Below are 21,562 nucleotides of genomic sequence, written 5' to 3' on the forward strand. Positions count from 1 at the left end.
TAGTGCGGAGGCAAGGAAACTTTTCGTTTCCGTCTGCCGACGTAGCTAAAGCTTATTGTTTTGCTTTTTCTTTTTTTGTTCCAAAGCTAAATCCATAAGATTTAGCGACTTCATAAATATACACAGACCTTTCGGTTTTGCCCTAAAGTCCGCATTACGTTTAGGTTTTATTGTGTGGCGTTTTTTACCACCTAAACCTTAGTTCAATTCTGTCAGATTTTATTTTTTTTATTTCATAATTGGAACCTCTTATTTCGATAAATCGTCCATTAATTATATAAATATGTTTTTTTAATTCAGTTGGATTCTCAATCGTCCAATAAGTCTTTTCTTTATTTTTTGGCTCGTTTTTAGCAAGTCGGGTAAGATTTACATTTTTATTTATCAAAGCACCATTTTCCCATCCAGAAACGCGCCAAATACCAATAAAACTATTTGCTAAGGAGTCCGTCAACAGTGTCCTTTTATTTTTCAGCTCATTAAATTTTCTATAAAATAATCTTTGTTCCAAACTGTCGTAGTCAATTCCGTTCCATTCACAGTTTCCAATTATCTTTATTTTTTTATTGCCACCAATTTCTATGTCATAGTAGTCAATCGAAGATGATAGTAAAGAGCAACTGTCTTTCTGTTTTTTAGCTCTTGCAATGAATGTTTTGATAAAATCTAAATCGGATTTATTTATTTCAGTTGTCCATATTGAGTCAGTTTTGCTCCCGTAATAATAAAGAGGTCTTTTCTTTATGGCTATAATCTTACCTGACTCTTTAAATATGTCTATTCTATGACTAATAATACTCTCATCTCCAGTAATAAATTCAACTTTTAAATTAGAAAACTCTGCTAAATCGGATGCGCGTATTTTTTTGCTATCGTCGTTACACGAAAAGTTGGATAATAGAATAATTAAAATTAATAGATATTTCATTTTTTAAATGCCACACAACTATAAATAAACGCAATTAATTGCGTTTATTCCTTCAATATGGCTGTGTAAACGCACATTTTGGTTTTTAGTTTATTTTTCTTACAATTTATAAATGTTTTTTTATAGCAAAAAATAAAATGTATGGTTGTGCCATTTTATTACTTTTTTGGTGTTAATACGTGTATAGTTTGTATGTAAAAAAAAGCCTTGGTAAAATACCAAGGCCTTTGTTGTATGGCTACAACTTTACTTATAATTAAAGTTTTTATTTTTTTATGCTAAAACTAAATTTTGCTCCTTCGCCAACTTTAGAGGTTACATAAATGCTGCCACCAGATTTTTCTACTATTTTTTTTACTGTAGCCAAACCTATACCATTACCACGTACGCCGTATTTGTCTTGGTTGGCATTAACTTCAAATATTTTAAATATCTGTTCTTGCTTTTCTGTAGGTATTCCTGGGCCATTATCTAATACATAAAAATGGTAATGAGTATCAGAGTCAGATACACCTAGCTCTATTTTTATTTGTTCTTTATCATTATATTTAATGGCATTGGTTACCAAGTTTATTAATATTTGGTCTAATGCAGTTTCATTAAGGTACAAGTCTGTAATTGTATTTTTTAGGGTAAAATCTATATTTTGTTCAAAAGAAAAGAGTCCAAAAATGGTATTTTTAACAGTTTCTACTTTTACGTCTACTTTGTTTTTGCCTAAAATACTTTCGCTTCTGCTGTAATCTAACAAACCTTCTATTAAGCCTTTTAACTTGTCTGATGAGTCTATAATCATCTTTAAAATTTGTTTGCCCTCATCATCTATTTTAGCTTCATATATGTCTAAAAACATACTTGTTAAACTAGATACGTTGTTTAAAGGAGACTTTAAATCGTGTGCAGCAATAAAGGCAAAGCGTTCTAGGTCTACATTTTTTTCTTCTTGCTTTTGTAGTTCTTCTTCTAATCTTCTTTTACTTTTTCTAAGGCTAAGCAAGTTCATTACTTGTTTAGATAGTGCTTGTAAAGATTTTTGCTGATGCTCTGTAAGTATGTTTGGTTTTTGGTCTACAACACATAATGTGCCTAGTGGCAAACCTTCTTCTGTAGTAAATGGTACGCCTGCGTAAAACATTACACTAGTGTCTCCGGTTACCAATGGGTTATCATGAAAACGTTCGTCCTCACTAGTGTTTGGTACCATAAAAACCTGATTGTTTTTGTGTATGGCGTGCCCACAGAACGATATTTGTCTGTCCATTTCATCTACATCTATACCATAACTAGACTTAAACCACTGCCTATCTTTATCTATAAACGTTATCATGGCCATAGGCATATTGCAGATTTCTGCAGCTATAGCTGTAATGTTATCGTAGTCAGACTCTGGTAAGGAATCTAATATAGAGTAAGATTGTAGAGAATCTAACCTTTCTCGTTCTTTAATATGTTCTTTTGGTGCTATCATAGGTAGTAGCTTTTTTTACTTACAGTAGGTTGTAAAAAACGAAAAAAACGTATTTCACAGGACTTTACATACCTTTAAACGATGTTTTGTACATTATATTGTACAATAGTCAATAGCTTGCCAACTACAATTACACTATATGTTTTTGTATTTATTGTATTGCTCTGTTTTGCCTAGTTTTAGGTATAGTTTTAATAATTTTTGATGAGAATTTGCGCGTCCTTTTTTATGGTTGTCTACAGCAGATTTCCATACTTTTTCGGCATTTGCTAAATCTCCTTTTTTGTAATATGCTTCTCCTAATAGGTTTTTGGTAAAAACAGATGTAGAGTCTAACTCTAGGTATTTTATAGCTTGGTCGTACTTTTTTAATTTTAAATAAGCATTTCCTAAATTGTATACCACATCTAAGTTTCCGTTATCTGCTAATTTTTTACTATATTTTATAGTGCCTTCATAATCTTCATTACTGGCGCACAAAGATGCTAATATCTGAGCAGCAGAACTATTGCCTTGCTCAAAACTCATCTTATAGTATTTTTTAGCTTCGCTAAGGTTGTGGTTATTAACGTAGAGTAGGGCTAACTTGTTCATAGACCTAGTGCTGCCGTCCTCAATAGCCAATTTGTAGTATTCTATGGCTTTTTCGGTTTCTCCGTTTTGTTTGTACTTGTCTGCTAATGACTCATTAGATGGGGAGCAACTAGTTAACAGAAGCACAAATACAGAAATCTGTAGTAAGTTCTTCATTTTCATAGGTTAAAGTTCTTAGGTTTGTATATTTTCTTTTTTACCTATAATAGTGTTCAAATATTATAAAACCTCTTTTGGGGAAAAGAAGAACGGTTAAAAAGAACATTTAATTTTATATCATTTACAATCTTTTATTAGTTAATAACTGGGTGTTTATCACCTTAAAGGTAAGTTATTTAGGTCACAAAAATAAGGTTATTCTCTCAAATCTAAAAAAACTTTCTAATTAATTAACATATAACGTTTTAGTAGTTGTTTCTAGTTTTTTAAGTATGTTGGTTATATAGTCACATTTTATAACCTAATAAATGTATCTAAAGTTTAATTAGTACATAACTTTAAGTATGTATTTTTTTTCTAAAAATGGATAGCTTAAACGGTAGGGAAGAAGTTTATATTTTGTTCTTGTATAATTTTTTAAACTTAATAACTGCTTGGTTTTGTGTGTTGCTTAGCTTTTTGTTTGATAAAAACCAGTATACACGCCTTGCAATTAAAAAATCTCCGTTTAGCAAAGGAGTTAGGTTGTTTGCCGTTTGGTTAGAGAAGTATTGTTTTTCTTCTAGCATATGTATTAAAGCATCTACTTCTTGGTAAGTTTGTAATGTATTTGCATAACTGCTAATGCTTTCTAAATACGTGGGAGTTGCTTGTTTACTTGTTGTTGCAATAGATTTTAAAGCCGCTATTTTTTGCTCAGAATTTCCATTAACAAATAACTTTTTTATGTTTTTAAAATAGATGTTTTTTGTAGCGCTTTCAAAATAAGTAATTGTTGGTTTTGCAATTGCTGTTGTATTATTAATATGTTTAAAAATAGCTTCTAAATACGTTTTTTTATATAGTTTTCTTTGGGTTAGTTCTTTTAAGGCCAAGGCGTAATACGTAGGCTTTTTGGTTTTTATGTAAGCTGCTAATTGTTTTGCAGAAGCAGTTTTAGCGGTTAAGTGTTGTATGGTAGTAACTACATCTCCGTTTGCCCAATGCCATAGAGTAAAACAGGTAAGTGCAGCTCCGGGCACTGTATCTTTGGTGTCTAGTTCTAAAGCTGTGGCACCAGATATTGCGTCTATATTAGTGCTAAGTTCATTTTCTACGGTTAATATATCGTCTATAAAAACCTCTTTAAATGGCGAGTTTTTATTTAAAAGAATACGGTGTAGTTTTTTGTAGTCGTTAGCAGTAAACACATCTGCTTCGTATTTTTCTAGGGTAGCTAATTCTTCAAGCTCGTAACGTTGGTAATTACCTATGTCATCCCAATGTAAACGTACAGGAATTATTTTACACACATTTTCTAAACATATTACAGATTCTACATCCATAAAATACCCTGTAGTAAAACCGGCTTTATCTTTAACTTGGGTTAATACCGTATTAACAGGTGTTTTTTCTCCAGGATGATGAATAGTAACCTTGTGCTCTATGTTGTTAAGATTATTGTGATTCTCTTTTTGAAAAAAAATCAAGAAGAAAATCACAATAAGTATGTGTAGTTTATTTAGCATAATTATTTATAACAACGAACCTCAAACAGTTTTACATCATTAGCTCCGTAGGTTTCTGTTACTTTTATTTTAACAGCGGTTACTTTGCTACTGTTAAACTTAAATTTAATAAGCCTAGTTTGGTTATTGTCAATAGCTCCTAAATCTGTCCATTTACCATTTACCCTACCTTCAATTTTAATAGCTTTTACCATTTCTTTTGGTACACCATTTGTAAATAACTCATCATTTCTACTGTCTTTACGCATCATGATATTACGGTTTACATTTGTGTCGCATTTTATTTCTACGGCACACAATGCTGTAGGTGCATCCCACTCTAATTGTAATTCTGCAGGTAAGCCTTTAGACATCCAATGGTTAATTTTACCATCTATATCTCTAGAAATTCCGTTGGTAAGTAGTTTGGCATCGCCAGAAGAAGTTGTAGAAGCAAAAATTAAGCTTGCTTTTTTGGCTAAGTCTTTAAGGTCATTTGCAGGTCTTTTAGGTATGTAAACATCATCTCTAAGCAATTGTTCTTGCAAATCGTTTATATGGTTTTTACCCACTTCTCTGGGTAATATTTTCTTTTTAGTACAAATACTGGCTGCGGTACCAACAGCTTGTCCCATTAGTGCACAAGTTGCCATTATACGGCTAGATGATAATGCTATGTGGGTTTGGCTAGCATTACGACCAGCAAACATTAAATTAGAAATATTTTTAGAGTATAAACTTCTAAACGGAAATTCATAAATATTATGAAAATGATAATGAAAATGAGTTGGTGGTTCAGAGATATTATCTATGCCTCCAGGAATGTGTTCGTCTATTGGCCAACCACCAAAAGCAACTGCATCTGGGTAATGTTTGTGCTCTGTTAAATCTTTTTCAGACACAATATAATCTCCTATAAAACGACGAGATTCTCTACGGCAAGGCAAAGAACCAACCCAGTCTAAAGCTAAGTTTTCTGCCTCAGGAAATTTCCCGGAATTTTTAATAAAATCCCATACTCCGTGCAAATAACCCATTAAACGATGTCTGTTTTTTTCAAAATCTGCAATAATATCATTATCACTACCAAGCTCTACCCACCAAAGTCCGTCTTGGAAACCAGCAAATTTGCGTTTAGGATGTGCTTTTTCAAAATCATACTTTATTGCAAATGACGGTGGACTATATTTCATAGGTTTTCCCATATCTACAGAAGACATTAATAATGTGGCACCCATTTGCCATCCATCTGCAACTTTTGGCGCGTAGGTTTCATTAAATTCTGATGCTGCTTCTCTTCCTGTTCTGTATTCTGCTCCTGCGGTTGCTGCAAGTAAGCCATCTCCAGAACAATCTATAAAAATAGAGGCATTAAGTGTGTACAGCATTTCTGTAGAGGATTGCCAACACATTGCAGCCGTAATTTTGTTGCCATCCATAACAGCTTCTATTGCTTGTGTATTTAGCATTAGTGTTAAGTTTGGCTCGCGGGTTACAAACTCGTATAAAACATGGTCAAAAACAGGAAAAGATTCTTGCTCATTATAAAACCTGTTTAAAAGCAACATTTCTTCAATAATACCCGTTTCTCTTTCTGCTTTGCCACTTTTTAATCTGTTTACACCATTTAAATGTACTCGCATTTCGCTTGATGCATTTCCGCCTAATACAGCTCTGTCTTGTACAAGTACGGTTTTAGATCCGTTACGAGCAGATGAAACTGCAGCGCTAATACCAGCTGCACCACCACCAATAACAACTACGTCATAGGTTGCTGTTTTTTTTCTGTTTGGCATACCTGTTTTGCCACTTCCTAAATGATACCACTTGTCAGTATCTCTATTGTAAACAATATCTTCTGGGCCAGAGTGTGCTGTTGTTATCATAGGAATAACACTAGCAGCAACAGCAGCTTTAGTTCCTTTTTTAAAAAAATCTCTTCTTTCCATAATTCAGTATTTTGTATAATAAGTAGCTTGGTTTATTTTTTTGGTCTATTTCCTTGCCATCCTTTATTAAACTTTGTCATTAGTTTTTTTACTAGTTTTGGTTTAACATTGGCAATATTTGTAGTTTCTAACGGATCATTATCATGATCATATAATTCTATAAAAAGAGGTTGTTTCTGTGGGTTGTCTCTGTCTTTCCATACAATAAATCGATGCTTTTTTGTGCGCATTGCATATCCCATAAGTTTATTTTCAAACAAGTCTCTATCCCAATTTTCTTTTTGTTGGTTAATTATTCTGTCCTCAACATCTTTAATTAGCGGTCCAAAAAAAGTTTCTTTCATTGCGGGCCTTAATGGGTATGCTCCCCATTCTCTTAATGCAGGAGTAGGAAACTGACTAAAAGCAGCAGATTTCCATTTTTGTGCAGGGTTATTTATTAGTGGTTTAAAACTATACCCTTCTACATAATTTGGCACTGGTATATTTGCGTAGTCGCATAGGGTAGGGTAAATGTCTACCAACTCTACTAAAGCATCGGTTTTTTTACCTTTATTTTTGCTAGGCATATCTGGTGTCCAAATAATTAAAGGAACTCTAGTTGCAATTTCATAATTTGTGGCTTTGCCCCAAATTCCCATATCTCCTAAATGGTAGCCATGATCACTCCAAAGAATAATAATGGTGTTTTCTCTTAAACCTTCTTTCTCTAGCTCGGTTATTATTTTTCCTATTTGAGCATCTACATAGCTTACACAAGCTAAATATGCGTGCTTTAATTTAAGAGCTTGCTCGCTACTAATTTCTTCTTTTTTTGGTATGCCGCTTCTAGTTCTTAACTCAAAAGAAGCGTGTAAGCCCATTTCTGCACCTTGTTTTGGTCCTTGTTTTTCTAATGCTAATTTAATTTTGTCTGGGCTATATAAGTCCCAGTATTTTTTTGGAGATGTCCAGTTTAAATGTGGCTTGTTAAATCCTAATCCAAGAAAAAATGGGGTATTGCTTTTAGCGCTCATTTCTTTCATAGTTGCAATGGCTAATTCAGTATTGTATCCATCTAAATATTCATTGTCTTCTACATCTGCGTTTTCATAAGCCGGACCCATTGCCAATCCGTATTTGGCTACTTCACCATATTTGGCAATCATTTTAGTTCTTTGTTCTTTTCTATTTTTATTATTTTCTTCTAAAGCAAAACCGCCAGGTCTTTTAATGTTTTTTACAAACATACTATCTATTGCAGGTTGTCTGCTCCATGACAATTCATCATCTAAATCTCCATGATGAAAAATTTTACCACAATACACAGTTTCATAACCGTTATTTTTAAATTGCTGTGGTAGGGTAACTACATCCGGATTTACATCTCTAAACTTTATGTAGTTATGATAAACACCACTTGTCTCTGGCCGTATGCCTGTAAGCAAACTTGCTCTAGATGGTCCGCAGATTGCTTGTTGGCAATATGCATTGTTAAACAATAAACCTTCGCTTGCTAGTTTGTCTATATTTGGAGTAATGGCAATGTTAGATCCGTAACAACCCAATTCTGGTCTTAAATCATCTATTGCAATAAAAAGTATATTAGTTTTTTTTTGAGAATAACAGCTAATTGTTATCAAAATAAAACAGATTATTTTAATTAATTTTTTCATTCTAAATTGAGTTGGTGAGTCTTCTCAAATCTAGAACAAACTCTTATAAAAGGACTAAAAAAGCACCTTACAAAAACTTAACATTACTATTTTAGTGTCTTTTTTTACTTAACTTTAAAAAAGGCTATTAATTATTTAAAATGTGTTTAAGTTTATGTTTTACAGGGGGTTATTGCGCTTAAATATTGTTATTATTTTTTTTGTATTACTTAATGCGTCGCTTATAAGCACCTTACAGGCGCAACAATTTCATGCATTTAAGGTAGATGTTAAAAAGCGTGCTGTTTATTATAACAGTAGTGTAACTGATATTAAAAAAGAGTATGATGCTGCTTTAAAAAATAAAGACTCTTCTAAGGCAATTAATAGGTTGCTAAATTTATGTTTTTTAGAGCGTGTTAATCTTAATTATAGTGATGCTTTTAGGTACGGAGGTGATGCTTTATTAATGGCAGAAGAAATAAAAGATACTCTTTTAATGGCTAAATCAAATGAAGAATTAGGATACTTAAATTACCTTTTTAAGCAAGATGATTTAGCGGGAGACAACTTTAAAAAAGCAAATACTTTTTATAGAATTTCTTTTGATAAAAAGAAAATTCAGCTTTCTGATATGTATAGTGCTAATTATAATTTAGCCTTGTATTATCAGCGAAAATCTAACACAAAAATGCTAGAAAAATATATTGCTAATTGTGAAGAGATTGCTGTTAAGACAAAAATAAACCCAATTTATAAGGCTTATTTAAATGAGAAAAAAGCATCTATATTAGAAAAGAATAATAACTTAAATGAAGCCTTAAAATTATTAATAAGCTCTGAAAAAATTATTGATGAAAGTCCGGCATCTATACACAAGAGTTTTTTAATTGTGCTTTACGCAAGATTAGGAAAAATTTACAGAAAGAAAAACAATCTAGAGTTAGCAAAACAGTATTATGAAAAAGCACTAGTTATAAAAGACATTGAAGGGGAATTAACTTTTTATATGAGCTATGTGTATGCAAAATATGCAAGTATATTATATAAACTTAAAGATTATAAAAATTCATATATTAATTTACGTAATGCTAACGATATTAATGATGAGTATCTTAATCCTAGGAACGATAGCAATCAGGGTTTTTTAACAATTCATGATCATTACAATGTTCAACTAAACGAAAAAAATAAAATACTAAACCAACAAAAATTAGAGTTGGCTAGCCAAACACAAGAAATATTGCGTTTTAGAATCTTGTTTTTTGTAATTGTGTTTTTATTAATAATAGTAGCATTAGTAATTAGGTCTAGGGTACGGTTTTTAAAACACCAGAAAAAACAGCAGGACTCTAATGAGCAGATTGCAATTAAAAATAGTGAGTTAATGATTAATACGCTACAATTAATAGAACGTGAAAAAGTAATAAAAGAACTAAGTGATTATATAGAAAAAGAAAACACAACTACTAAAACACCAGCAATTTTAAAATTGATAAGAAAACGTTCTGTTACACTTTGGGAGTCTTTTAATAATAGATTTTTAGCTCAGAATGAAGGCTTTTATGAGCGTTTAAAACATAAAGTTCCAGATTTAAGTTCTGCAGATTTAAAAGTGTGTGCCTTAATTAAGTTAAATTTTAGTGGAAAAGAAATGGCTTATTTACTAGGCATTTCTATTGGTAGTGTACACGTAGCAAGGCATAGGTTACGTAAAAAAATGAAGATAGACAGGGATATAAATTTGGTTAATTATATAAACTCTATTTAAACTACTGTATAAAACAAAAGAGTCGTACTGTATGTACGACTCTTTATAGTTTACAAATAAACTAACTCAAACAATTGAGAACTAAACTAACTTTTATATTAATATCCAAAGTTTTGTGACATTGTTGGTGCCTTTTCTACTTCAGATGCTGGTAGTGGCAAGTAATAATGTTGTGTTAACCATGGTCTTTCTACTACTGTTACTTCTTGGCTTGTTTCTGTGCCGTCTGTTGCTTTTGTCCACTGTAGTCCTTTTACATCAAAACCTAAGTGGTCTTCATTCATCCATCTTCTTTCATCAAAAAAGTTGTGACCTTCAAAACAAAGTTCTATACGTCTTTCTCTTTTTATGGCTTCTAATAAATCATTTCCTGTTGCAGTTATTGCTGGCTGTAATGCCCTGCTAGAAACTTTGTTTAAATAAGTTGTAGCAACACCTTCATTACCCAAATGGTATTGTGCCTCTGCATAGTTTAAATACACCTCTGCTAGTCTGTATAAAATGTATGGGCGTTCTGGAGATATACCAGTTAAGCCATCAATCATACCTTCTTCATTTAATGTACCAACACTTTCATCTTGAAACTTTCTAATATTGTATCCTGTTTTAGAAGAGTGTTGTTTGTTTCCTAATCCTTCAGGTGAATCTAACCCATGAGGGTTTGCAGTTACATCTTCAGATAAAAAATATTGTACTTTACGACCTCTAAACTCTGCACCGTTGTAATTAAGGTCTGCATAGTATCTCATTTCTCTACCATCATTAGGATTATTAGGGTCAAAACCAGCATCATTAGTTGTGGTACCATCTGCCATATTAAATTGCAAAGCAAAGTTATGTGTTGGTGCGGCTAATGCCCAGCCGCTATATCCGCTAGGAGAAAAAGTCTGGTCTGGAAGCGAATTGGTATCGGTACCAAAATCATAATAAAGTGCACTGTATGGTCTAGCAAATAGAATATCTTCATTTGGTGATAAAAATAAGTTCTGATATTCTTTTGCATTTGCTACGGCAATTAAATCTCTAGCGCCAACAATATCTATTATTGCTTTTGCAGCGTCTGCAGCATCTTGCCATTTGTTAGGTTTTGTGTAAACATAAAGTGGATCGTTACTAGGTGCAAATGCAGGGTCATGTAATTTACTAGCTGCATATAATAATGTTCTAGATTTTACAGCTAAAGCTGCTAATTTGGTAGCTCTACCAAATTCTCCACCAGGTCTTGTTTCAGGTAAAACTGTTGCAACATCATTTAGTTCACTTACAATAAAATCTACGCACTCCTCATAACTGTTACGTGTTAATGCAAAATCATCATCTAAACCTAAAGCATTTTCTAAAATTGGTACTCCGCCATAAAAACGAATTAACTTACTGTAGATATTAGCACGTAAAAAACGCATTTCGGCTTTTAAAAGAGTTACTGTTTCTGGGTCTTTTTCCATAGCAGCACTATCATCTACTTTGTCTAAAAACTCATTAGCTAAACGCACATAATCCCAATAATTATCCCATTTTCCGTTTAGCATACCAACAGTACCAGGCGTCATACCTGCTCTTAGTCTAAACTGGTCTAATAGTTTAAAGTTAAAAATAGCCTCATAAGAACCTACTTCTAAATTAAATCTACGTCCCCACCATTGTCTTTTGTTTACTCCCCAGCTTTCTGTACTGTTGTAAACAGTGTATACTAGTCTTTCTAGCTGTTCTGGATCATTGTATATTAGATCTTCTGCAAAAGCATCTCTAGCTTCTACATCTAATACATCATTACAACTAGATAAGCTAAATACGGCAATTGCCAATAACGCGTATATTAATTTTAAATTTTTCATATCTGTATTTTTTTATATTAGAAACTAAAGTTTACACCTAACGTATATGTTTTTAAAGATGGGTATGTACTACCTATAAAGTTGTTGTAACCGGCTGCCTCTGGATCTAAGCCAAGCTTGTAAACATCAGAAAACATTGTAAATAAGTTTAAGCCTTTAGCAAATATTTTAATGTCACAAAATTTAATTTTGTCTTTAGGTATGGTGTAGCCAACTTCTATTTCTTTAAGTCTTAAGAAAGATGCATCTTCTAAGTATAAATCTGCTCCTTGAAAATTAGCAGAATTACCACTTTGGTTTCCGCTAAAACTATCACTTTGTCCAAAAGCTCTTGGGTATTTAGAGTCTCTGTTTGTTGGTGTCCATCTTTGGTTAAATACATATTCTGGTTTTGCTCCAGCCTGATCAAAAAACACTAACATTTTAGCTTCTGCTTGCCCTTGAAAAAGGAAGCTCATGTCAAAATTTTTGTATTTAAATCCTCCAAATACGCCATATTGTATTTGTGGTATGTTAGAGCTAAAATCTCTTACTCTATCATTAGCGTCTATTTTTCCGTTGCCATCTGTATCTAAATAAATAGGCTCACCTTCTACAGTACCATTAAGTTTAACATCTGTAGCGTCTACTTGTGCTTGGTCTCTAAAAATACCAGCAGTTGGGTATGTAATATAAGAGTCTATAGAGTATCCTTCTCTTTTTCTCCATTCTGGTACGTCTTCAGCTTCTGCTAAGTAAACAACTTCATTTTTTGCTTTGGTAACATTACCACCAATATTATAGCTAAAGTTATCTGTTACTTGCTGGCTCCAACCAAGTTCTAGTTCCCATCCAAAGTTATCTACTTTACCAATATTTTCTGCAGGTAAAGTTAAACCTGCTGCATCTGGTATAGCAGCTGCTCTTGTAACCAATATATCTTCTCTGTTTTGATAGAAATAATTAAAATCACCTGTTAGCTTACTGTCAAACATAGAGAAAGCCAAGCCAATATTTTTCATATAAGCTGTTTCCCATGTAATGTTAGGGTTTGGTACATTGTCTGGTGTGTAACCATTGTAGCTAACACCAGGAGCTCCAAATACATAAAAATTTGGGTTAGCAGTGTTAGTTGGTCCTCCATAATCAAAACGTGTTAAGTATTGAAAAGCTCCAATACGATCGTTACCCATTTTTGCCCAAGATCCTCTTAGTCTTAAATCTGTTAACCAATCTGCATTGTCTAAAAAAGATTCTTTGTTAATTGCCCATGATGCTGCAACACCAGGGAAGGTACCATATCTTTTGCCTGGTCCAAAGTTACTAGAACCGTCATGGCGAATTGTAAAGTCTACAAAATATTTCTTTTTGTAATCGTAAGAGAAAGATCCAAAGTAATTAACTCTTCCCCATTCTTGAGATGTTCCATATGATTGTTGCCCATCATCACTACCAGCAAATAATTCTGTGTGCTCTTTTGTTGGAAAACCTTGACGTTGAGCCCAAAACTGTCTTTGTTCAGATTGTGCTTGCTCATAACCTACAAAGGTGCTTATAGAATGGTTTTCTCCTAGCTTTTTCTTATAGTATAATGTTGCGTTTGCTTGTACTTCATCAAATTTCCAAAAACCTTCTCTAAGTATTCTTTCTCCACCTCTTTGAGATTTACCAGTAGATGGTACATATTCTCCTGTATCTCCTTGGTAAGTGTATACAGTCCATGGTGTGTACCATGATTTCTGATCGTTATTTTGTCTGCGTATACCAACAAAGGTTTTAAACGTTAATCCTGGAGTTATTTTTTTTAAGTCCCAATCTAAAGAAAAACGTCCACGTAAAGTATTGTCTATTCTTTTTAAAAAGCCAGACTCGTTACTAGACATTACATATGGGTTAGCTCCGTTTTCGCCACCCCAACCAGGTAAACCATTTGGGTAAATGCCAACTTCTGTAGGCTCATTAGTATAAATATGCTTGTAAATAAAACCTGCATCTACACCAGGTTCTTGGGTGTTTCCAAATCTTCCAGAAATATCTACACCTAATTTAATATCATCTGTAATTTTAATATCTAAGTTAGAGCGTACTTGGTTTTGTCTAAATTTTAAATCGCCAGACTTAAATAAACCTACTTGCTTTATAAAGTCACCACTAACAAAATATTTTACATTTTCACTACCACCAGAAATAGAGATTGAGTTTCTAGACTCTGGAGATGTTTTAGCAAAAGTTAAATCGCTCCAATCTGTACTTGGAAAATTTATAGGATCTGTTCCTGCTGCGTAATTGTCTATTTGTTCTTGTGTAAAACGAGGAGCTTGTCCTAACCTATCTGTAATTTCATTTTCATAAATCGCATATTGTTCAGACGACATAAGATCTGGTCTTACAGAAAATGATGATAAGTTATATGATGATGAAATGTTAATTCTTGGTTTTCCAGATTTACCTCTTTTAGTAGTTACTAAAATTACACCGTTTGCTGCTCTTGCACCATAAATTGCTGCAGCACCATCTTTAAGTATTGTAATAGATGCTACATCTTGTGGAGCTAATTGAGAAAAAGATCCTGATACTACACCATCTATTAATATTAAGGGTGAGTTATTGTTTAAGGTAGATTTACCTCTAATTAATAAAGATACGTCTCCTGTAGATCCAGGATAACCACCTCTATCATTCACAATTAAACCAGACACTTTACCTGCTAAAGATTTGGCTAAATCTTTATTAGACGTTTTTTCTATATCTTCACTTTTAATAGCACTAACAGAGCCAGTAACTTCTCCTTTTTTTCTTGTTGTATATCCTAAAACAACTACTTCTTCTAGGTTTTCAGCATCTGTTTCCATTTTTAAATTAATGGTAGATTTACTGCCTACAGTTACTTCTTGTGTTTTGTAGCCAATATATGTAAATACTAAAACAGTATCATTGCCATCTACTGTTATACTGTAATTACCATCAAAATCTGTTGTTGTTCCGTTAGTTGTTCCTTTTACAACAATACTAACACCAAGCATTGGTCCCATATCATCAGATACGCTACCTGTAATTGTTTTTTCTTGTGTATTTAAAGTTGTATTGTCATTAGCGCTAGCTTGTAATGGTATTGCTAATGAACTAAATAAAATAAGTTGCAATAAAAACAACTTATTAAATAAGGAAAAGTAATTTCTACTTTGTTCATTTTTTGGTTTTTTCATAATTCTGAGTTGTTACGTTAGGAGTTTTTTAGTTACATAGTGTTTTGTATGCTAAGCATTAAATACTTGAACATTAATACGTGGTTTTTGTAGTTCATTTTCTTTAAGATGAATTGCATTTATTCTTTTACAAAGAAAAAGTGTTATTGAAAAAAATGCGGACATCATAAAAATTAGTTTCATATCCCAAAAGAAACGTAAAAAACAGGGTGTCTATTTATCAATTTTACCTTTCGATAACATTATTTTAACCTTTTTGATTAAAAAGGGCTTGTTTTAAGGTAAGGAGATGTAAATAGGGGTAAATGACCCTTGACTGTAGTTGTTTTAAGGTCTAAATGGCTTGTTAGTAGGTAATAAGATGAGGTGTAAAAAAACTCCTTACTGTATTTAATAAGGAGTTTAGTGTATTGTAATTTTAATAGCTAGTTATTTAGGAATAAGAAATGTGTTATTAAAAGTAGCCATTGTGCTGTCTTTCCACATTTCTTGCAAATACGTAGGGTCAAACCAAAGTGGTTCTGTATGTGTTTTACTCCATTTTTCTGCATCACTAACAAGTGAGTTTAATATGTCTGGGTGTTTTGTACTTAAGTCATTCTCTTCTCCAATGTCTTCTGTAATTTTAAAAAGCTTCCAAGGTTGTTTGCTAACTTTTAGTGCTTTCCATTCGTCTTTTCTTGCAGATACATCTGTGTAGCCTTCTCTGTGGCGCATAGCAAATAAAGTTTCTTTTTTATGCAGATCTTTATTAGTTAATATAGATTCCCAAGCATTTTTTCCGTCTAAAATTTTATTGTTAGGAATCCTCGCTTTTGCTAAATGAGCCAAGGTAGGGTAGAGGTCTAAACTGTTAATTGGGAAATTATTTTGTTCTCCTTTGGCAATGTGTTTTGGCCAATACATAAACATTGGTACGCGGTAACCACCTTCCCAAGTATCTCCTTTTCTTCCGTGTAATGGAAAATTGGTTGCGCCATGGTCTGTATTTCCGCCGTTATCACTTAAAAATATAATTAAAGTATTTTCTAATTGATTTGTTTCTTTTAATGTGTTTACAATGGCGCCAACTCCTCTGTCTACAGCGTAGACCATTGCCGCATAGGTTTTTCTGTCTTTGTCTTTTATGTCTAAAAATATTTTTAAATCTTCTTCTTTGGCTTCAAGCGGTACGTGTGGTGCGTTGTAGGCTAAATATAAAAAGAAGGGTTTCTCTTTAGTAGATGCCTCTTTAACAAAACGAGAAGCTTCTCTAGAAAAGGCATCAGTTAAATATTCTGTTTCTTTAACTTCTTTGCCATTGTGTTCTAAAGGCAGTATGTAATCTCTAATTATTTTTTTGTTGGCCTTCTTTTGTTTTTCATATTTAGGACGGTATTCTTCAGGAAAGTAGTTATGCCCTCCGCCTAAAAAACCATAAAAATCTGTAAAACCTCTTTGGTTAGGGTGAAACTCTTGTGTTGCTCCTAAATGCCATTTTCCAATAGCTCCTGTGTAATAGCCAGATTCTTGTAGTGTTTTGGCTATAAATTGCTCGTTAGTAGAAATACCTTTGCCCAAAGATTCTCCGTTAGCAGGTAAATTAAACTGTGAGCCAATTGTATGCGGATACCTACCTGTTAACAATGCTGCTCTACTTGGGCCACAAAACGGATGTGCAACATAAGCCGAGGTAAACATTGTGCCATTACTAGCTAATTTATCTAACTCAGGAGTTTTAATATCTGTACTGCCATTAAAACCAACATCAGAATAGCCTAAATCATCACAAAGCACAAGTAAAATATTGGGTTGCTTTGTGTTTGTGTCAACTTTTGGAGTTATTTGCGCTACTTTTTTTGGTTTATTAGTACAGCTTAATACCAACAATGATGCTGCAAAAAAAATAGTTTTAGAGTTTTTAAGTAATATCATAATTAAGATTAGTTAAGTTGTGCTAAGTTTCCTTTCCAACCTTTATTAAATTGTGCTAATAACTTAGTTACTAGTTCAGGGTTTTCTTTCGCAATATTTATAGTTTCTGTTGGATCTTTTATATGATCGTATAGTTCTATAAAAATAGGCTCAGCATTTTTATTAGTATAATCTTTCCATACTATAAATCTGTAGTTTTTTGTACGCATAGAGTAGCCCATTAATTTATTTTCAAATAGGTCTCTATTCCATTTATCTCCTTGCTGTTTTTTTATTTTAGCCTCTACTTCTTCTATTAAAGGACCAAAAGAAGTTTCTTTCATACCTTTAGACAGCGGGTTTGCAGCCCATTCTCTTAATGCAGGCGTAGGAAACTGACTAAAAACGGCTGTTTTCCAGTCTTGTTTAGGGTTGGTTAAAAGAGGTTTAAAACTCTGTCCTTCTACAGTGTTAGGTACTGCAACATCTACCAAGTCACAAAGAGTAGGGTACATATCTACAAGTTCTACTAGGGCATCTGTTTTTGTACCTCTAATATTTTTAGACATACTAGGAGCAGAGATAATTAAAGGTACCCTAGTGGCAATTTCATAATTAGTTGCTTTTCCCCAAATGCCCATATCTCCTAAGTGCCAACCGTGATCACTCCATAAAATAATAATGGTATTATCTCTTTGTCCAGATTCATCTAACGCTTTTAACATACGTCCAATTTGTGCGTCTATGTAACTAACGCAAGCCAAATATGCATGCTTTAATTTTATAGCTTGCTCGTCACTAATACCACCTTTTTTAGGAATATCGGCTCTTGCTCTTAATTCAAATGATGCGTGTAAACCCATAGTTGCACCGTCTTTTGGAGCATTTTTTTGTGCAGCTAACTTTATATCTTCTTCATTGTATAAATCCCAATATTTTTTTGGAGCTTGCCAATCTAAATGTGGCTTTTTCATTCCTAAACCTAAAAAAAATGGTTTGTCTGGGTTTTTACGCAGCATATCTTTTAATGTAGCAATTGCTAAGTCTGTGTTATAACCGTCTTCATATGTATTATCAGGGTAGTCTGCAAATTCATAAGCAGGACCTTTTCCTAGTCCATTACGCAATGCATTTTTGCCATATTTAGCAATCATAGCTGCGCTATTTTCTTTTTGCATTTTTATATTTTCGGGCAATTTAAAGCCAAATTTCGGCTTTTTTTCACCGCTCAATACGCTATGCGGTACTGGTTTTCTGCTCCATGATAACTTAGGATCATTGTATTTTCCGTGAAAAATTTTACCAGTATGCACTGTCTCATATCCATTAGCCCATAATTGTTGGGGTAGTGTTACTATATCTGGATTGGCATCTCTAAAATAGGTAAAGTTTTCTATTACATTAATGCTTTCTGGTCTGGCTCCTGTCATTAAACTAGCTCTAGACGGACTACAAATAGCTTCTTGGCAATAGGCATTGTTAAATTGTAAGCCTGTATTTGCCAAGGCATCTATGTTTGGACTTTGTGCAATTTTAGAACCATACGTACCAAGTTCTGGGCGTAAATCATCAATAGCAATAAATAAAATGTTGGGCTTTTGCTTTACTTGCTTTTTGTTTTCTTTTTGAGATTGACAACTACTAATAATAAAAAGTAGAAGTATTATTGGTGCGTATTTCATTATTTGCTTCAGAAAAGTTAATATTTGATACTATCAAAAGAACTTAAAAGTAGCAATTTAATATGCTTATAATTTATCTATAGCATACACTATTTTACCTTTTTTATGTTCTTTGTAAGTGCTTTAGGGTGTATGTTTAGTTTTTAGAGGTAATAAAAGCTTTGTTGCTATAAATTAGTATCTTTTATCTGTGTTAAAATAAAGTGTTAATACAGTCTTTACGCTGCATTGTTCTACTTATTTTTGTGTAAATTTAAAACATAGACATCTTTACAAAACTAAATATTAAGATTTATGACCAAGCTAAAAATTAATGGAGAAATACATACTATAGATGTAGATCCGGATATGCCTTTGTTGTGGGCAATAAGAGATATTATAGGTTTTACTGGAACCAAATTTGGTTGCGGTAAAGGTTTTTGTGGTGCTTGTATGGTTTTAATGGACGGCAATGCTGTAAATTCTTGTCAATTACCTGTTTCTGCGGTGGGAGAAAATGAATTAATTACAGTAGAGGGGCAAACAGAAAACCTTCAGTTATTACAAAAGTCTTGGGCAGAACATAATGTACCACAATGTGGATTTTGCCAATCTGGACAATTAATAACTGCAACTGCTTTGTTAAATGGTAATAGCAACCCGTCTGATGAAGATATTAATAATGCAATGGTGCGTAACATATGTAGATGTGGTACATATCCGCGTATAAAAAAGGCAATAAACCATTCTGTTGAATTAAAAAACAAAGGCTAGTTATGAAGGATGTTAAAAATGTGAGTCGTAGAAGTTTTTTAAAAGGTCTAGGTTTGGCTTCAGGAGGTTTAATAATAGCTTCTGGTACAACGCTTTTTACAGGTTGTGAGCCAAAAGAAATAATAGAGTTTAATCCTAATTTATTTGTTCAGCTTAATTCTGATGGTAACCTAATTTTAGTAGCATCAAGATCAGAAATGGGACAAGGTGTACGTACTTCTCTAACGTCTGTTATTGCAGATGAGATGGAGGCAGATTGGGATAGAGTAAGTATTAAACAAGCTGTAGGTGATGCTAAATATGGCGATCAAAATACAGATGGCTCTAAAAGTGTACGTCTTTTGTATGAAGAAATGCGTAAAATTGGTGCTGCTACAAAAGCAGTTTTAATTGCTGCTGCTGCTAAAAAATGGGAAGTTCCTGCATCAGAATTAAAAGCAGAAAACCATTTTGTTATAAGTAATAGTGGTAAAAAAATAGGATTTGGAGAACTTGTAGAAATCGCAAAAACTATAGAGGTTCCCAAAGATGTTGTTTTAAAAGATCCTAAAGATTTTAAATATATTGGTAAGTATTTACCAAGTAAGGATGTAGAAAACTTATCTAACGGAAGCGCTGTTTTTGGTTTAGACAAGCGTTTAGATAATATGAAATTTGCAGCAATAAAACGTTGTCCTGTTACTTTTGGTACAGTAAAGTCTTTTGACAAAACTGAAGCCTTAAAAATTGCAGGTGTTATAGATGTTGTAGAAATTCCTAGAGTAGAAAAACCTTTTGGTCCATTAGGTGGTGTGGCTGTTGTTGCTACAAATACATGGGCGGCTTTTAAAGGTAAAGAGGCTTTAAAAGTAGAGTGGGATTTGGGTGATAACAAAGGTTATAACTCAGATGCTTATATGGAAGAGTTAACAGCTAACGTACATAAAAAAGGTAAGGTTGCTAAGTCTGTTGGTAATGTAGATGATGCGTTTAAAAAAGCATCCAAAACAATAGAAAGTACCTACCAACTGCCACATTTGGTACATACGCCAATGGAGGTGCCTAATGCTGTTGCTTGGGTGCAAGGTGATAATTGTGAAATTTGGGCACCAACACAGGAACCACAACGTACAAGGACAGAGGTTAGTGCTTATTTAAATACAGACGAAAAGAATGTTACCGTAAATGTGACATTTTTAGGTGGTGGTTTTGGTAGAAAATCTAAACCAGACTATGTGGTAGAAGCAGCAGCTATTTCTAAGGCAATTAATGCTCCTGTACAGGTTATTTGGACAAGAGAAGATGATGTAAAACACGGATATTACCATACCGTAGCTGCACAATATATGAAAGGTGGTTTAGATAAAGACGGAAAAGTAACAGGTTGGTTGCATCGTTTTGCATTACCATCTATAGGTTCTACATTTTCTCCTGGTATTTTGCATCCTGCTCCGTTTGAAGCTTCAAGTGCAACTAATGTACCTTTTGAAATTCCTAATATGCAAGTAGAAACCGGTGAAGCGCCAGCACACGTTAGAATAGGTTGGATGCGTTCTGTTATAAATATTCCTCACGGTTTTGCAATAAATGTTTTTGCTGATGAATTAGCTAATGAGGCAGGAGTAGATCCGTTAGAGTTTAGGTTAAATTTAATTGGTAGTGACCGTATTGAAGATACAAAAAATGAATATAAATATGATACTGCTCGTTTAAAACACGTGCTAAAACAGGCTGCTAAAAATGCAGATTGGGGTAAAGAGTTACCAGAAGGTCATGCAATGGGACTTGCTGTACATTATAGTTTTTTATCTTATGTGGCTTCTGTAGTTGAGGTGTCTGTTATAAATAATAAAGTAAAAGTGCACAACATACATTCTGTTATAGATTGTGGCTTGGCTGTAAATAAAAATACAATTATTGCACAAATGGAAGGTGCTGCTATTTTTGGTATGTCTTTAGCTTTCTATGGTAAAATAACGGCTAAGGATGGTGCCATAGAACAAAACAATTTTGGTGATTATCAAATGTTACGTATGCCACAAGCACCAAAAATTCATGTAGAAATAGTAGAAAATAATGAAAAACCAACGGGTGTTGGTGAGCCAGGAGTACCTGTTATTGCGCCAGCAATTGTTAATGCAATTTTTAAAGCAACGGGAGATAGGTATAGAAGTTTACCATTAAAAGATCATAAGTTAGTGTAATTACCTATATTTAATTAAAATATAAAAAGGGGATAAGTTGT

At 33.2% G+C, this 21,562-nt stretch carries 13 protein-coding genes; 3 read left to right on the forward strand and 10 right to left on the reverse strand.

The window, feature by feature from the left end:
- Nucleotides 1-184: 184 nt before the first annotated feature.
- From ABJD66_RS08895 to ABJD66_RS08920, 6 genes are all read right to left on the reverse strand, one after another.
- Nucleotides 185-928: a hypothetical protein gene (locus ABJD66_RS08895; protein ID WP_348130575.1), complete on the reverse strand. Its 744-nt coding sequence runs from the start codon at nt 926-928 to the stop codon at nt 185-187.
- A 265-nt stretch (nt 929-1,193) separates the two neighbouring features.
- Nucleotides 1,194-2,396 carry a GAF domain-containing sensor histidine kinase gene (locus ABJD66_RS08900; RefSeq protein WP_348130578.1) on the reverse strand — a complete coding sequence of 401 codons (1,203 nt, stop codon included), beginning with the start codon at nt 2,394-2,396 and terminating at the stop codon, nt 1,194-1,196.
- 135 nt (nt 2,397-2,531) lie between these two features.
- Nucleotides 2,532-3,146: a tetratricopeptide repeat protein gene (locus tag ABJD66_RS08905; protein WP_198519395.1), complete on the reverse strand. Its 615-nt coding sequence runs from the start codon at nt 3,144-3,146 to the stop codon at nt 2,532-2,534.
- Between the two features lie 395 nt (nt 3,147-3,541).
- Nucleotides 3,542-4,657: a hypothetical protein gene (locus ABJD66_RS08910; RefSeq protein ID WP_348130581.1), complete on the reverse strand. Its 1,116-nt coding sequence runs from the start codon at nt 4,655-4,657 to the stop codon at nt 3,542-3,544.
- Nucleotides 4,658-4,659: 2 nt separating this feature from the next.
- Nucleotides 4,660-6,585, reverse strand: a complete 1,926-nt coding sequence (locus ABJD66_RS08915; RefSeq protein ID WP_348130584.1) for an FAD-dependent oxidoreductase — start codon at nt 6,583-6,585, stop codon at nt 4,660-4,662.
- Between the two features lie 32 nt (nt 6,586-6,617).
- Nucleotides 6,618-8,240: a sulfatase gene (locus ABJD66_RS08920; protein ID WP_348130586.1), complete on the reverse strand. Its 1,623-nt coding sequence runs from the start codon at nt 8,238-8,240 to the stop codon at nt 6,618-6,620.
- 172 nt (nt 8,241-8,412) lie between these two features.
- On the opposite strand from ABJD66_RS08920, the gene ABJD66_RS08925 reads away from it, so the two are divergent.
- The gene (locus ABJD66_RS08925; protein WP_348130589.1) at nt 8,413-9,990 is read left to right on the forward strand and encodes a tetratricopeptide repeat protein; all 1,578 of its coding nucleotides are present in this window, start codon (nt 8,413-8,415) and stop codon (nt 9,988-9,990) included.
- 98 nt (nt 9,991-10,088) lie between these two features.
- On the opposite strand, the gene ABJD66_RS08930 is transcribed toward ABJD66_RS08925, so the two are convergent.
- From ABJD66_RS08930 to ABJD66_RS08945, 4 genes are all read right to left on the reverse strand, one after another.
- A complete protein-coding gene (locus tag ABJD66_RS08930; RefSeq protein WP_348130592.1) occupies nt 10,089-11,825 on the reverse strand; it encodes a RagB/SusD family nutrient uptake outer membrane protein in 1,737 nt (578 codons plus the stop codon).
- A 17-nt stretch (nt 11,826-11,842) separates the two neighbouring features.
- On the reverse strand, nt 11,843-15,010 hold the full coding sequence (locus ABJD66_RS08935; RefSeq protein WP_348130595.1) for a TonB-dependent receptor: 3,168 nt from the start codon (nt 15,008-15,010) through the stop codon (nt 11,843-11,845).
- 429 nt (nt 15,011-15,439) lie between these two features.
- A complete protein-coding gene (locus ABJD66_RS08940; RefSeq protein WP_348130598.1) occupies nt 15,440-16,924 on the reverse strand; it encodes a sulfatase-like hydrolase/transferase in 1,485 nt (494 codons plus the stop codon).
- An 8-nt stretch (nt 16,925-16,932) separates the two neighbouring features.
- Nucleotides 16,933-18,585: a sulfatase gene (locus ABJD66_RS08945; RefSeq protein ID WP_348130601.1), complete on the reverse strand. Its 1,653-nt coding sequence runs from the start codon at nt 18,583-18,585 to the stop codon at nt 16,933-16,935.
- A gap of 294 nt (nt 18,586-18,879) precedes the next feature.
- On the opposite strand from ABJD66_RS08945, the gene ABJD66_RS08950 reads away from it, so the two are divergent.
- Together ABJD66_RS08950 and ABJD66_RS08955 are read left to right on the forward strand one after the other, a co-directional pair.
- Nucleotides 18,880-19,338 (forward strand): (2Fe-2S)-binding protein, encoded by a 459-nt coding sequence (locus tag ABJD66_RS08950; protein ID WP_100893960.1) that lies wholly within the window; start codon nt 18,880-18,882, stop codon nt 19,336-19,338.
- Between the two features lie 2 nt (nt 19,339-19,340).
- Nucleotides 19,341-21,521 (forward strand): molybdopterin cofactor-binding domain-containing protein, encoded by a 2,181-nt coding sequence (locus tag ABJD66_RS08955; RefSeq protein ID WP_348130604.1) that lies wholly within the window; start codon nt 19,341-19,343, stop codon nt 21,519-21,521.
- Nucleotides 21,522-21,562: the final 41 nt, after the last annotated feature.

The organism is Cellulophaga sp., assembly GCF_039943695.1.
Taxonomy (GTDB): Bacteria; Bacteroidota; Bacteroidia; order Flavobacteriales; family Flavobacteriaceae; genus Cellulophaga.